15 protein-coding genes are annotated in these 14,086 nt (G+C 57.7%); 2 read left to right on the top strand and 13 right to left on the bottom strand.

Translation table 11 applies throughout. The features are described 5' to 3' along the window. Window positions 1–315: transposase (locus JX360_RS03260; protein ID WP_244349143.1), on the top strand; the 315-nt coding region annotated here is incomplete at its 5' end. Window positions 316–360: 45 nt separating this feature from the next. On the opposite strand, the gene JX360_RS17450 is transcribed toward JX360_RS03260, so the two are convergent. Further along, the gene (locus JX360_RS17450; RefSeq protein ID WP_279611200.1) at window positions 361–483 is read right to left on the bottom strand and encodes a hypothetical protein; all 123 of its coding nucleotides are present in this window, start codon (window positions 481–483) and stop codon (window positions 361–363) included. Between JX360_RS17450 and JX360_RS03255 the strand changes: the two genes are divergently transcribed. Then, a complete protein-coding gene (locus JX360_RS03255) occupies window positions 482–3,238 on the top strand; it encodes a CBS domain-containing protein (RefSeq protein ID WP_244349142.1) in 2,757 nt (918 codons plus the stop codon). The two genes, JX360_RS17450 and JX360_RS03255, sit on opposite strands and share 2 nt — an antisense overlap. On the opposite strand, the gene JX360_RS03250 is transcribed toward JX360_RS03255, so the two are convergent. From JX360_RS03250 to nifU, 12 genes are all read right to left on the bottom strand, one after another. Next, the gene (locus tag JX360_RS03250; RefSeq protein ID WP_244349141.1) at window positions 3,226–3,732 is read right to left on the bottom strand and encodes a DNA recombination-mediator protein A; all 507 of its coding nucleotides are present in this window, start codon (window positions 3,730–3,732) and stop codon (window positions 3,226–3,228) included. The two genes, JX360_RS03255 and JX360_RS03250, sit on opposite strands and share 13 nt — an antisense overlap. A 113-nt stretch (window positions 3,733–3,845) precedes the next feature. Continuing rightward, window positions 3,846–4,790, bottom strand: coding sequence for a transglutaminase family protein (locus tag JX360_RS17685; RefSeq protein ID WP_244349140.1), 945 nt, complete (start codon window positions 4,788–4,790; stop codon window positions 3,846–3,848). A gap of 67 nt (window positions 4,791–4,857) precedes the next feature. Then, the gene (gene ssuE, locus JX360_RS03240) at window positions 4,858–5,388 is read right to left on the bottom strand and encodes an NADPH-dependent FMN reductase (protein ID WP_244349139.1); all 531 of its coding nucleotides are present in this window, start codon (window positions 5,386–5,388) and stop codon (window positions 4,858–4,860) included. Window positions 5,389–5,594: 206 nt separating this feature from the next. Beyond that, window positions 5,595–6,896: an L-lactate MFS transporter gene (locus JX360_RS03235; RefSeq protein WP_244349138.1), complete on the bottom strand. Its 1,302-nt coding sequence runs from the start codon at window positions 6,894–6,896 to the stop codon at window positions 5,595–5,597. Between the two features lie 44 nt (window positions 6,897–6,940). After that, entirely contained in the window at window positions 6,941–7,147 is a 207-nt protein-coding gene (nifT, locus tag JX360_RS03230) for a putative nitrogen fixation protein NifT (protein WP_244349137.1), read from the bottom strand. After that, complete coding sequence (locus JX360_RS03225) at window positions 7,144–7,407, bottom strand: nitrogen fixation protein NifZ (protein ID WP_244349136.1); 264 nt, start codon at window positions 7,405–7,407, stop codon at window positions 7,144–7,146. The genes nifT and JX360_RS03225 overlap by 4 nt, the downstream gene beginning before the upstream one ends. After that, window positions 7,404–7,547: a hypothetical protein gene (locus tag JX360_RS03220; RefSeq protein ID WP_244349135.1), complete on the bottom strand. Its 144-nt coding sequence runs from the start codon at window positions 7,545–7,547 to the stop codon at window positions 7,404–7,406. The genes JX360_RS03225 and JX360_RS03220 overlap by 4 nt, the downstream gene beginning before the upstream one ends. After that, window positions 7,537–8,700, bottom strand: coding sequence for a homocitrate synthase (nifV, locus tag JX360_RS03215; protein ID WP_244349134.1), 1,164 nt, complete (start codon window positions 8,698–8,700; stop codon window positions 7,537–7,539). The genes JX360_RS03220 and nifV overlap by 11 nt, the downstream gene beginning before the upstream one ends. A gap of 215 nt (window positions 8,701–8,915) precedes the next feature. After that, window positions 8,916–10,451 carry a nitrogenase molybdenum-iron protein subunit beta gene (gene nifK / locus JX360_RS03210; protein ID WP_244349133.1) on the bottom strand — a complete coding sequence of 512 codons (1,536 nt, stop codon included), beginning with the start codon at window positions 10,449–10,451 and terminating at the stop codon, window positions 8,916–8,918. A gap of 42 nt (window positions 10,452–10,493) precedes the next feature. Beyond that, window positions 10,494–11,942 (bottom strand): nitrogenase molybdenum-iron protein alpha chain, encoded by a 1,449-nt coding sequence (gene nifD, locus JX360_RS03205; RefSeq protein ID WP_244349132.1) that lies wholly within the window; start codon window positions 11,940–11,942, stop codon window positions 10,494–10,496. Window positions 11,943–12,041: 99 nt separating this feature from the next. Continuing rightward, entirely contained in the window at window positions 12,042–12,932 is an 891-nt protein-coding gene (gene nifH / locus JX360_RS03200; protein WP_244349131.1) for a nitrogenase iron protein, read from the bottom strand. Window positions 12,933–13,122: 190 nt separating this feature from the next. Then, a complete protein-coding gene (gene nifU, locus JX360_RS03195; protein ID WP_244349130.1) occupies window positions 13,123–14,013 on the bottom strand; it encodes a Fe-S cluster assembly protein NifU in 891 nt (296 codons plus the stop codon). Between the last annotated feature and the right edge of the window lie 73 nt (window positions 14,014–14,086).

The following is a 14,086-nucleotide window of genomic DNA, read 5'->3' as shown; positions in this document are numbered from 1 at the left end:
TGGGGTCAATTCCTGCGAATTCTCTCAGTCAAAGCTGCAAATGCTGGGTTGATGACGATGGCTGTGAATCCCAACGGTACAACTCAGAATTGCTCTGGTTGTGGTCAGAAGGTTGCAAAAGAAATCCGTGATAGGTGGCATTCCTGCCCTCATTGTGGACTGGAACTAGACCGTGACCACAATGCGGCAATCAATATCAAGTATTTGGCGGTGGGGCATCCCGTCAATCAAGCTCAGGAAACGCCCGTTCGCAGAGCGTCTCCGAAGGAGATTGCACTGGCAGGGGTCACTGAGAAGCCCGCGCTCTATCCGTAGGTATAGCGTCGGGAGTATTTCACAAAGAAGGATAAACCACTGAGGTCAGTCTGTAGCAACTCCCCACAGCGTTACTGTGCTAGACAATACCGGCGGGGTTGCCGCTCCCATGAATTTCCCCAGGTAAGTCAGGATGGAGAGCAGGAGCACCACGAGTTTGGCATTCATGGACTTGATCCTCTGTCATCAATCGGCGGATTTCGATACCCTTGGGGCGGCAGTCGGGGCAGCACGGTTGTTTCCAGGGGCGCGAATCGTCTTGACCGGGGGATCCCTGCCGGGGGTGCAGGAGTTCTTGTCTTTGCACCGGGATGAATTTCCACTGATTGAGCTGCGCTCAGTGGATCCCCAGCAAGTTCAGAAGTGGATTTTGGTGGATTGTCATGACCCGGATCGCTTGGGCAAAGCAGCTACTTGGCTGAATACACCCGGTATAACCCTCGAGATCTTCGATCACCATGTTGCCGATTCGCAAACCCCTGCCCATGAGTTCTGGCCGGATCAGACGGTGCTCAGCCACATCGAAGCGGTGGGGGCAACCTGCACTTTACTGGTGGAACGGATCCGGGCTAGTGGGATCCCGCTCAGTCCGTTTGAGCGCTTAGCGCTGGCTCTGGGTATTCACATGGATACGGGATCCCTGACCTTCCCTGAAACCACCGCTCGGGATGCCGAGGCGCTCACTTGGCTGCTGGGGCAAGGGGTGAATCTGATCCTGCTGCGGCGCTTTTTAGGGGATGGTCTCACCCCAGAAATGCGGGAACTGCTCAGCCAAGGGCTGACCCAGATGCAGGTGCGCCAGGTGGGGGGCTATCGGTTGGGGGAATGGTTGCTGGATTTACCGGAATTTGTGCCGGGGCTAGCGGGTTTGGTGATGCGGCTGATGGATCTAACGGATGTGGATGTGTTGATCCTGGTGGCGCGGCAGGGGGAACGGCTGAGTTTGATCGGGCGGGCCAGGCAGGATTTCGCTCAATTGGGCCAACTGATGAGCCGTTATGGGGGGGGTGGACACGATTGTGCCGCCGCCGCCACCCTCAAAGCCAGTTCGGAACAACCCCTACCCAACCCAGAGGAAGTGGCCCAAGCGCTCATGAGCGCCCTAGAAGAACGGATCCCAGCACCCGTCACGGCGCAGGATCTGATGTCGGCTCCGGTGCGGACGATTCGTCCGGAAACCACGATTGATGAAGCCCAACGGGTGCTGTTGCGCTACGGACATTCGGGGTTGGTGGTGGTGAATGCGGAAGCGCAGTTGGTGGGGGTGATCTCGCGGCGGGATATCGATATTGCTCTACACCACGGTTTCGGCCATGCCCCCGTCAAGGGCTACATGACCCGTGAGGTGAAAACCCTCTCCCCGGATACACCGCTGGCCCAGATCCAGCAACTGATGGTGAATTGGGATATCGGTCGGCTGCCGGTTCTGCAGGATGGGCAGTTGGTGGGCATTGTCACCCGTACGGATGTGTTGCGCCATCTGCACGAGTTGCCCGCTTATGCCCCGTTGTTTGCCCCACTCACCCGGCGGGATCCCCAGGCCCACCCCAGCTTGGATCTCACCTTTGCAGCCTTGTCGGAACAGCATCGGCACCTGTTGCAACGGGCCGCCGAAATGGCCGATGCGCGTGGGCTAAAGGTGTATTTGGTGGGGGGAGCCGTGCGGGATCTGCTGTTGTACCAGTGGGGACGACAGCCGCTACCGGATTTGGAGCGACTGGATTTGGACTTGGTGGTGGATGGACCCTACCCCTTGCGGGGGGATGGTGCCGATCCGACGGGATGGGGGTTGATTTTGGGGCAAGCCTTGCAACAGCACTTCCCGGAAGCCCGTCTGGAGATCCACGGCAAATTTCAAACCGCGGCCCTGATCTGGCCAGGAGGTGTTTGCGTAGATATTGCCAGTGCCCGCACGGAGTTTTATCCTTATCCGGCCTCTCCCCCGGAGGTGGCGATGGGATCCATCCAGCAGGATCTGTACCGGCGGGATTTTTCCATCAATGCCCTGGCTCTACGCCTGAACGGACCCCAACGGGGACAGCTGTTGGATTTCTTTGGTGGCCAAGCGGATCTGCGACAGGGGTTGATCCGGGTGTTGCATCCCAACAGTTTTGTCGAGGATCCGACCCGGATTTATCGAGCAGTGCGCTTTGCGGTGCGCCTGGGTTTCCGGCTGGATTCCAGTACCGAAGAAAGACTCCGAGCTGCCGTGGCCAGTGGCTTGCATGATGCGGTGGGTGGGGATCGGCTCAAGCAGGAGTTGGCTTATATTCTCGGATCCCGCGATTGGCCCACAGCCTTTCAGCAGCTCTCGGAGTGGGGCGCCTTGCGTTGTATTCACCCCGATTTGGAGTGGGATCCCTCCTTACGTCAGCGACTGCAACGGGTTGGCTATTGGGCCACCCATTTTCGCCATCGTTATCCGGAGTTGGGATCCCATGAGATCTGGCAACTGCGCCTCGAGGCTCTGCTGCTCACTTTGCCCCAAGCCCCCCAGGTAGCTAGCCAACTGCACCTCACCCAGGCGGGCATCGAGCGTCTGAGCACTTACCCATACTACCAAAAGGTATTGGCTCAGCTTCATCCGGAACTGCCCCCCAGTCACGTGGTGGAGCTTCTCCAACGGTTGCGGATCCCAGCGGTGATTCTGTTGGCCGCCATTGCCCCCAAACCAGCTCGGCGACTCATTTGGCGGTATCTGCAGGAGTGGCACTGGGTGAAGCCATTACTTAATGGTCACGATTTGCGTCGGTTGGGGTACCCACCCGGCCCGTCTTTCCAGGAGATCTTGGATCAACTGCGCTACCGTACCCTAGATGGCCAGCTTACCACCCCAGCCGAGGCGGAAACTTGGCTAAAAGAGCACTTTTCCCTTCCCCAGCGGGATCCTCAGTCACCTCAGTTGAAGAATCAGTCGAAATAGAAGAGGGTTACCAATTTGTGTTGATCTTCTGCGTGCTTGCAGGCCTCCAATAACGTGACGCTGTCGTGAAACACAAAGCAAATCAACTGCTGGCACTTGCTGATGATTTCGAGATTGCACAGGTGGCTGGCCTCTGCCAAGGAAAGATGGTCGTTCTCAGGGTGTTCCACCAGATGGAGCACCTGCTCCAGGCTGGCCCGCGACTCTGCGGGTTGCCGCTCCAAACTTTGCGGCAGGATTACCGTCAGGGATTTCATATCTGCTCGCATGGCCCCACGAATCACCGCCAGATTGGTGCCAATGGCCCCAGAGGTGAGGATGTGGTTGCCAGTTAGGGCTAGGGCGTAACTGAGGGTCTCGATCAAATACTGGTGGGTAATGGGCACATGACGACTACCCAGGATTGCGACTCGCTTCGGCCCCACCTGCTGAATAGCGGCCAACTCCTGCAAAAACGTATCGACGCTAGCGGAGATATCAATAGACTGGGTCAACGGGATCCCTCGGCAAACTCTCTAAAGCTTGGCTAAACTCCGTCATCTTACACCGCCGCTTTGGGATCCAGCCAGAACCTTTTTCGGGGAGACACTGCAATTGGATTGGCCCATTAGACAGGGTGCAAACCGGCTGCTGAAAGCCGTTGGACTGGGCCTTGAATATTGCCACTGATATTGTCACTGACCTCTAGGCTGATGCTGTAGTGCAGGTTGCTTTGAATGCCCCGTCCCAACCAATGGCCGCGGATCGGGGCCGCGCCGCTCGGATGAGCGCTGGCGGCCAAGGCCACATGCCGATCGGCTACTGCCAACCCTTGGGTGGGGTCAAACCCCCGCCATCCCGCCCCCGGCAAATACACTTCTGCCCAGGCATGGAGATGATGATGAACAACGGGATCCGATTCTGTTGCATTGCCTTCTTCCTCGGGCAACTCCGGCCCACTCACTTGGTAGCCACTGACAAATCGTGCTGCTAAGCCCACGGTTCGGCACACCTCCATATACAGCAGGGTCAAATCTCGGCAGGATCCGGTTTTGCGCTGCCATGTCAGGCTGGCAGGCCAGGGATCCCCTTTTTCCCGCAGAATGTAACGGCATTCTGTATGGATGCGCTGGTTCAGCGCTTGCAAAAAAGCGGTACTCTCCCCGTGTACCTGATCCCAAAGTTCCCAGGCTAGGGTTTGGAGGCTGGCATCCGCTTGCGGGGTTAGGTAGGGTTGCAATTGAGCTGCCAAGCTGCGGGGATAGTCGATGGGCAGGTGGGTGGCCCAGTCGAAGAGGAGGTAGTCGAAGGGGTTGTGCCGCAAGGTTTGGACAGTGGCCTGAGTTTGGATGCGCAGATGCTCTGTGGGATCCCCAAACCAAACTTGGTCGGTTGCGTTGCCCTCCAGATCTACTAGGGGAGATTGGCCAACCGGGGGCGGATCCACCTGCAAGTCAAAGGCCAAGAGGTTCTGGATCCCGTCGCAGCGCGGTCGCAATCGCACCGTATGGGGTTCCAGTTGGGCGGGACGACTGTAGCGATATTCAATGAGATGGCGAATTTGAATTTGCACGGGCTGGCCAAATAACGGGTGAAGCGATTTAAGAGTTTGAGAGAAGATTTCGAGAACTGATAAGAACTTACCGGTTCACCGCTTGCACAAGGGCTTGGATCCCAGTTTGCAGGCGTTCTTCGATGTCAGGCTCCAACTGGAGGGTTCCGGCAGCATCGAACTGAATTTGAGAACTGAGGATGTAAATCCCTTTCAAAATATGGGTTGCCCCCATCACTGCCAGCACAGGTTTCATGGCAAAGTCGATGGAGAGCAAGTGGGCCAAAGTGCCCGCAGTTGCGATGGGCAGAATCACCTTACCCGTGAGGGCATCCTGATCCAGCAAATCCAGCAGGGCCTTAAACACACCCGGATAAGAAGCTTTGTAAACGGGGGCAGAGAGGATGATCCCAGCGGCTTGGGCCACCTTTTCTTGAATCTGCTTGAGCTGAGGGCTATCAAACTTGGCCAGCACCAGATCTTCGGGAGGCAAATCTCGCACCGAAACGAACTGAGTGGTCAATCCCGAATTGGCCAGGATCCCGGCGGCATGATGTAAGACAGCTTCCGAGCGAGAAGAAGCACTAGGACTCCCAGAGAGCAGAAGGATATCAGGCATGGGCCAAAAGCAGAAGGCTGTCTCCGTTGTACCAGGGATCCGCTTACTGTGCCCCTTGGGTCACCTGTTGGAGCAATACTGACACTGACACCTCTTTGATGCTCCTTTGATGCTCCGAAAATGCCGAGGGCAGGCTGGGGCACCCTTGAAGTGCCGGGGGTTTTGATGGGACAGAGCCTATATCTTTGTTGGTAGAGGAACTCAACTCACTTCGCCTCCACCATCATCTCCCTCAAAAAAACGTTGGCCACCAGGATCCCCAGTATCGCCAAAACCGCCATCCCGTAGAAGATATAGCTATAGCTGCCCAGCCAGTCGCGGATCTGCCCGGTGATCATCGTCCCGGTCAAGGCCCCAACCCCATAGGCGGTAAAGACAACCCCATAGTTTTGGGCATAGCGAGCGGGGTTAAACAGGCGCAGGGTCAGAGTAGGGGCCATCGCCAGCCAGCCCCCCAGACAGAACCACAGCAACGAAAACGCCACCCAATAGGACACCAAGGATCCCTGGGGCGAGACCATCATCAGCCCACAGGCCAGAATCACCAAGCCATAGGATCCTGTGGCCACCTGATGGGGTTGAAAGTGGTCGGCCAACCAACCGAATAGGGGACGACTTAGCCCATTAAAAATGGCAAACAAAGCCACGCTACTGGCAGCCAACGTGGGATCCAAGCCGATCAGTTCTTCTCCAACCGGGCTGGAGATGCCAATCGCACTTAACCCGATCAAGGTACCGATGGCGTAGCAGATCCACAACCCGTAAAAAGACCGAGTTTTGAACAGAGCAGAAGAATGGCTGGAGAAATGGCCGGAGATTTGTGCGGGGATAGATTCTGCCCGAACCGGGATCCAGTCGGTGGGGGGCAACTTGAGCTGGGTAGATAGGGCGACAATCACGACCCCAAAGAGGATCCCGAGCAACCGTAGGGTTGACCGAACACCGAGCGCTTCGATCCAATAATTGGCTAAGGGAGCTGTGATCAGAGGGGACAAACCAAAGCCGATGATGGTCAACCCCACCGCTAGTCCTTTGCGATCCGGCAGCCAACGCGCCACCACCACCATCGGCACCCCATAGGCTATCCCCACCCCCGCGCCGGCGAGAGCGCCATAGCTGAGGGTGACCCAGCCAATCGTGTTGGCAAAACTGGCCAGGATGTAGCCCAGGCCCACAATGCTACCCCCCAAAGCCAGCACCCGCCGGGATCCCCAGCGAGGAATGACAAACCCCGTAATGGGCATCAGGGCGGCGTAGAACACCAGGGCAAAGGTGTAGGGGAGCAGACTATCGGCGGTCGGGATCCCTAGTTCGGCTTCGAGAGGCTTGCGGAAAATGCTCCAGGAATACACCGTTCCCAAGCACAGCAGCACAAGGATCCCAAGGGGAATGAAGAGCCAGCGGCCCTGGCGAGCCGGTTGTCCAAATAAGGTGAAGTCTGCTTCTGAAGCACCCGTTGCTGTAAGCAGAGACGTATCGTTTGAGTTTGAAATGAATTTGGCAAACATACCGGGTATCAAATGGGATGGCCAAGGGATCCTAAGAAGCGCTCCTAGGATCGAACGTGTTTGGCTTCTACAGTCCTGGGCAGGGGCAAGGGATCCGGTAGATTGTTGATGGATAATTCCCAGCCATTGGCTAGCGTAACAATGGTTTGTTCCGCTTCCAACCGTTTGGCCACAACCGATTCTTCCAGGTCTTTTTTGGGAACATAGACCATCAGATGTCCGTAGGCACTTTGGTGCAGAATGACTTTCATGGGTTTTTCTCCACAAGTTCGAGTTCTTTGGCGCGGCACCCCACCACAAAGCCTTTGGTCAGACAATGGACGGCATAGATGTAAAACCGTTGCAGAAAGGTGCCAATGTAAACCACGTAGCCCTCATCGCCGGGGACGGCTAAAATTTTTCCCATGGGCTGGCCAAAGAAGGTGCCATCGTTGCGAATCGGCTTACAAATGCGAACCTTATCCCCCAGCTCGAATTGAGGTCGCTGATCCAATTCCAGTTCGTCGCTCATGAGGTACCTCCCGTGGCTTCGGTGAGCAGTTGATAGATCTCCTGGCGAGTCAGGCCGCGACGCATCTGGCGGGCCCGATGATACACAGCCGCCAAAATCTGCTGCGACTTGGGATCCAAGGGTAATGGGTTAGAAGACATCGGAGTGGGGCTCCTTGAGGGTGTGCTGAAGGGTGTGCTGAACCCACTCGGTCAGTTCGGCGACCGGGATGGGACGCTTGGACTGGGTGACGTGCTGGCGCACCTGTTCCAAAAGGGTTTCCAGATGCTGCGGTGAGAGTTGTTCCAACGGGATCCCGTGCTCCTGGAGTACCTGCACCAGCAGATGTCGGCCCGAGTGTTTGCCCAACACCAGGCGGCGCTGGCTACCTACCACTTCGGGGGGAAAAGGCTCGTAGGTTTGCGGATCCCGTAGAACCCCCGCCGCATGGATGCCGGACTCATGGGCAAAGGCGTTGTCGCCGACGATGGCCTTCCAGGGGGGCAGGGGGGTGCCAGTGGCCCGGATCACCTGCTGGGAGAGCTCCCGCAGACGGCAAGTATCGATCCCTACATCAATTCCGGCGCTGTGGCGCAGGGCCATCACCACTTCTTCCAGAGGGGCGTTACCTGCCCGTTCCCCAAGGCCGTTGACGGTGGTGTTGACAGCGGTGGCTCCGGCGCGGATCCCGGCCAGGGCATTGGCGGTGGCCATCCCCAGGTCATCGTGGGTGTGCATCTCCACAGGAATGTCGATGGCTTGCACCAGACGGCTAATTTGGTCGTAGGTGCTAAAGGGATCCAAAATACCTACCGTGTCGCAGTAGCGGAAGCGTTGCGCCCCCCAAGCTTGCGCCTGACGGGCCAGCTCGATCACCTGCTCCAGGGTGGCCCGGCTGGCATCTTCCGCCCCCACCGATACCCACAGCCCCTGTCCCGTGGCCATTTGCACCGATTGGCGCAGTTGGTTGAGCAGCCGTGAGCGATCCCCTCCGAACTTGGCTGCGATCTGCAGATCTGACACAGGTACTGAAATGTGAACCCGCCTCAGGCCACAGCCAATGGAGGCCAAAATGTCGGCGGGTACCGCCCGGTTCCAGCCCAGCAGTTGAGCTTGCAACCCCAGGCTGACGATGGCGCGGATGGCTTCGGTTTCCACAGCGCCCATAGCCGGGATCCCGACTTCGATCTCCGGCACGCCAATGGCATCCAGAAGGGCCGCAATGGAGATCTTCTCAGGAATTTGAAAGGCTACACCCGCCGCTTGCTCGCCATCCCTGAGGGTGGTGTCGTTGAGAATAATGGAGGGTTTCATCACAATCCATCCTCCGAGGGAAGAAATCGGTCTCAGTTTTTAGGCTAGGTGAGCCCGCCCCAAGTCATCCAAAATCCATAGATTCGGTTAATTCAACCCCATTCCCACCTCTTCACAGAGCTTCGGGAGATCCGGAAGAAGGCATGGAATAAGGCCGTGAGAGAGCCAAGGGATCCCGCCGGAGTTGGGTCTGGGGGATCCCGTTTGGGGTGGGCTTAGCGGATCAAATCAAAGGAAATGTCCGTTTTGCCGGGGATAAAGCTGCGCCGGTCCGCCTCATCCAAAATGGTGTTGATGATCCAGTTGAGCAGATTGAGCGCCCCTTGGTAACCGTAGGTGGGGTAGCGATGCAGGTGATGCCGATCGAAGATCGGGTAGCCGATGCGCACCAGTGGGGTACCCGTATCCCGCCACAGATACTTGCCGTAGGAGTTGCCGATCAGCAGATCCACCGGTTCGGTAAACATCAGGGAACGCAGATGCCAGAGGTCTCTGCCTCCCCAGACGGTGGCCCCTTGTCCATAGGGACTGGAGGCCAGCAGCGCCCGCGCCTCCGCTTCGAACTCCTCATTGCTGTTGGTGACCACCACGTGCACGGGTTCTGCTCCCAACTCCAAGAGAAGACTCAGCAGCCCCATCACCAGGTCGGGATCCCCGTAGAGGGCCACCCGCTTGCCGTGGATCCAGGCTTGGGAGTCGGTGAAAGCATCCACCGCCCGTCCGCGCTCGATCTCCAGTTCGCGGGGGATGGGCTTGCCCGTTAGTTCTGACAACTGCATCAAGAAGTGATCGGTGCCCCGGATGCCAAAGGGGCGGGCGGTGACGGTGGGCTGGCCGGTACCTTCCGCCAAAAACTCCAGGGTTTTGGGGGTGGTGTAGCGCTGCAGCGAGATGCTGGCGTCCGCGTTGAGGCACTGGGCTGCTGCCTCTAGAGGAGTTCCTCCCGGATACATATGGAAAGTACCTTCGTTGGGGGAATCCAAGTACTCGGAGTTGTCCGCCAGCAGGGTAAGCGGGATCCCAAACAAGTCGAAAATGCGCTTGATCTCCCGCAGGTTGCCCATGTAGGTGTCAAAGCCGGGTATGACGTTGACGGTGCCGTTGCTGCCGGTACGACCCACCGGCTGGGTCAGGGTGGTGAGAATGCCCTTGAGCATGTTGTCGTAGCCGGTGATATGGGATCCCACAAAGCTGGGGGTGTGGGCATAGGGCACCAGAAAATCCTGGGGCAGGGATCCCTCGTTTTTGGCGGTGGTGATGAAGGCCCCCAGGTCATCCCCGATCACCTCCGCCATGCAGGTGGTGCAGACGGCGATCATCTTGGGCTGATAGAGGGTGTAGGCGTTTTCCAGGCCCTCGATCATGTTTTTCAGGCCACCAAACACGGCTGCATCTTCCGTCATGGAGGAGGAGACCGCCGAGAACGGCTCCTTAAAATGGCGGGTGAGATGGGTGCGAAAATAGGCAACACAGCCCTGGGATCCGTGCACAAAGGGCAAGGTTCCCTCAAAGCCGACCGCCGCTAGGATTGCCCCCAGGGGTTGACAGGCTTTGGCTGGGTTGATCGTCAGGGCCTCCCGCTGGAAGTTCTTCTCGCGGTATTCCCAGGAGCGGGTCCATTCCGCCACCCGCGCCACTTCCTCTGGGCTGGGGGCATCTTCAAAGGAGCGCTTGGTCTGAAACAGAGCCTGGTAGTCGGGATCCTGAAACAGGCGGGCATGATCTTTGATGTCTTCGATATTCTGTGGCATGGTGGGTCTCCAAATGGGGGGCAGGCAAGGGGGGATCCCAAGCTAGGACTTCCAGGGGGCCTGAACCAAACCCCAGGTGGGGCTATTCAGGGCCAGATCCATATCGCGGGCAAACACCGCGAAGCCGTCGTAACCGTGGTAGGGGCCGGAATAATCCCAGGAGTGCATCTGGCGGAAGGGTAGGGCCATTTTTTGAAAGACGTACTTCTCTTTGATGCCGGCGGCGATCAGGTCTGGTTTCAGCTTTTTGGCAAATTCCTCAAACTCATAGCCCGACACGTCGTCGTAGATCAGGGTGCCATCGTCGATGTACTCGACGGTGCGCTTGTAGTCGTCGCCGTGGCCGAACTCGTAGCCCGTGCCGATCACCTCCATACCCAGATCCCGGAAGGCCGGGATAACATGGCGGGGCCGCAACCCTCCCACCATCAACATCACCCGCTTGCCTTCCAGACGGGGGCGATATTTGGCGATCACAGCCTCACTTTGGGGTTGGTATTTGGCGATCACAGCTTCGGCTTTGGCCTGGATGGTTTCATCAAACCGCTGGGCAATCGCCCGCAAAGATTGGGCAATATGGGTGGGGCCAAAGAAGTTGAACTCCAACCAGGGGATCCCGTAGGTTTCCTCCATGTGGCGGCAGATGTAGTTCATCGACCGGTAGCAGTGGATCAGGTTCAGCTTCACTTGGGTGGAGAGCAGCACCTCGTTCCAGGTGCCATCCCCAGAAAACTGGGTTACTACCCGCAGGCCGATCTCCTCCAATAAAATGCGCGAGGACCAGGCATCACCGCCGATGTTGTAATCCCCAATCACCGCTACATCATAGGGGGTGGGCTGGAAGTTGAGGGATCCCTCCCTGGCTTTTTTGTCGGCAACGGGAAAGGCCCAATCCCGCACGGTGTCGTTGGCGATGTGGTGGCCCAGGGATTGCGACACCCCCCGGAACCCTTCACAGCGCACGGGCACCACCGTTTTACCGATCTCTTTGGCGGCTTTTTTGGCCACCGCCTCGATATCATCGCCAATCAGGCCGACGGGGCACTCCGACTCAATGGTGATGCCTTTGACCAGCGGAAAGAGTTCGTTGGCCTCCAGCAGCACTTTGGCCAGTTTTTTGTCACCTCCGAAAACAACATCCCGCTCCTGAAAGTCGGAGGTGAACTGCATGGTGCCGAAGGTGTCCACTCCGGTCACCCCGACGTAGTAGTTGCGCCGCCCGGACCAGGAGTAGTAGCCACAGCCAACCGGCCCATGGCTGAGGTGAATCATGTCTTTGACCGGCCCCCACACCACCCCTTTGGCCCCGGCAAAGGCGCAGCCACGGGTGGTCATGACGCCCGGCACCGATTTGATGTTGGATTTGACTCCACAATCGGATTTGCCTTCTTCATAAACATTCAGGTGTTTGGCCCGCTTTTTTTGGGCCTTTTCGGGATAGGTTTCTAAAACCTCTGCCACGATTTTTCGGGTCTCTTCAACGGTAGTCATGGGATCCTCCGAGGAACGAACGGGGCGATGTGAGGCGGGGAGCGGGGGTTAGAGAAGGGCAGCAGATGGCTCCGCCTTTCCCCAACCCAGCCGTCAGGGTTAAACAGGAACCAACTCAGGAGCCAACTCTTTTTCGGTTTTGCCGATAACATGAGCCAATTCCTTGTCGTCGCCCAAGATGCCGAATTCCACCAACAGCTCTTCCAGTTCATCCATGGAAATGGGGGTGGGAATGGTCAGATGGGTGTTGTTGACGATCTTTTTGGCCAGGGCGCGGTACTCGTCCGCTTGACTGCAATCGGGTGAGTATTCGATCACCGTCATGCGGCGCAATTCGGCGTGTTGAACCACGTTGTCACGGGGGACAAAGTGGATCATCTGGGTGTTGAGCTTTTCGGCGAGGGCCTCGATCAGCTCAACTTCTCGATCCACCTTGCGGCTGTTGCAGATCAGGCCACCCAAGCGCACCCCACCGGAGTGGGCGTATTTGAGGACGCCCCGGGCAATGTTGTTGGCCGCGTACATGGCCATCATTTCGCCGGAGCAGACGATGTAGATCTCCTGGGCTTTGCCCTCCCGAATCGGCATAGCAAACCCGCCGCAGACCACGTCCCCCAGCACGTCATAGCTGACGAAATCCAGGTCTTCGTAGGCGCCGTTTTCTTCTAAGAAATTGATGGCGGTGATGATGCCACGCCCGGCACAGCCTACCCCTGGCTCGGGCCCCCCGGACTCGACGCAGCGCACCCCTTTGTAGCCGGTGAGGAGCACCTCGTCTAGCTCCACATCTTCTACGGCTCCTCGCTCGGCGGCCAGGTGAAGCACGGTGGTTTGGGCTTTGCTGTGGAGCATTAAGCGGGTGGAATCGGCTTTTGGGTCACAGCCCACGATCATCACCCGCTGCCCCAGTTCGGCCATACCAGCGATGGTGTTTTGGGAGGTGGTGGATTTGCCGATGCCACCTTTTCCATAAAATGCAATCTGTCTCATGATTCAGGTCTCCTAGTGGGACTGAGTGTTTGGATCTGGAATTGAACTTGAGGTTGAGAAACATCAGAACCAAGGGATCCCGATGCCGTCGAACCGAGAGGTGGGGCTCTCTCGGATTGGGCTAGGGGAGATGCACGGAGGAAAAAACAGGTGAGCATGAGAAACTCCAAAATCAGGCCAAAGTCAGGAATTAAACAGCGTGCACGGTAAGCTGGGGCCACACCTGCTCCCGCAAGCGGGTTTCGATGGCCAATTTGAGGGTGTCTTGGCTGCTGGCACAGCTGGTGCAGGCTCCCTTGAGGCGTAGCCACACCTGATCCCCGTCTACGTCGTACAGCTCCACGTCGCCGCCATCGGCAATCAGCAGGGGGCGGACTTGCTGCTCCAACACCGTCTGAATGTGGGCAATCTTTTGCAGGGTGGTGAGGGGGGCAGAAGTTTTGACTTGAACGGGATCCCTTGGCTCGGCAACGCTAGGTCTTTCCGACCCACCTTCGGCCAAAACCGTGGCAATCAGGTCTTCAATGTCCGCCAGACAGGAGCCGCAGCCGCCACCGGCTTTGCTGTAGGCAGTGACCTCTTCAACCGTGGTCAGGTGATTTTCCCGAACCAGTCGGCGAATTTTGCTTTCGCTGATGCCAAAGCAGGAACAGATCAGGGCACTGTCATCATCGGTATGGACGGGCAACGGGATGCCGCGATAGCGGTAGATGGCGGCTTCTAGGGCCTCTTGCCCCATGACGGAACAGTGCATCTTGGCCGGGGGCAGACCCCCCAGATAGTCGGCGATATCGCGGTTGGTGATTTTGAGGGCTTGATCCAGGGTTAACCCTGTGATCAGCTCCGTCAACGCCGAGGAGGAGGCAATGGCACTGGTGCAGCCGAAGGTTTGAAAGCTGGCCGCCAGGATCCGTTCGGTTGCTTCTTCCACCTTCAGGTAGAGCCTTAGGGCATCGCCACAGGTAATGCTGCCGACATCACCCGTGACCACCCGGATCCCGGGTTCAGGGGTGGGATCCATCGGCCCCTGGTTTTTGGGGTGGTAGAAGAGGTCTAACACTTTTTCGCTGTAGTCCCACATGGCGTTTGGATCCTTAGAGATAAGTGGTGAGATTCAGTCGTGGCTAGGGGTTGTGAAGGTTGATTGGGCGTGA

The sequence above is a fragment of the Thermostichus vulcanus str. 'Rupite' genome, from assembly GCF_022848905.1.
In the GTDB taxonomy this organism is placed as follows: Bacteria; Cyanobacteriota; Cyanobacteriia; order Thermostichales; family Thermostichaceae; genus Thermostichus; species Thermostichus vulcanus_A.
This window is presented reverse-complemented; position numbering and strand designations above follow the sequence as displayed.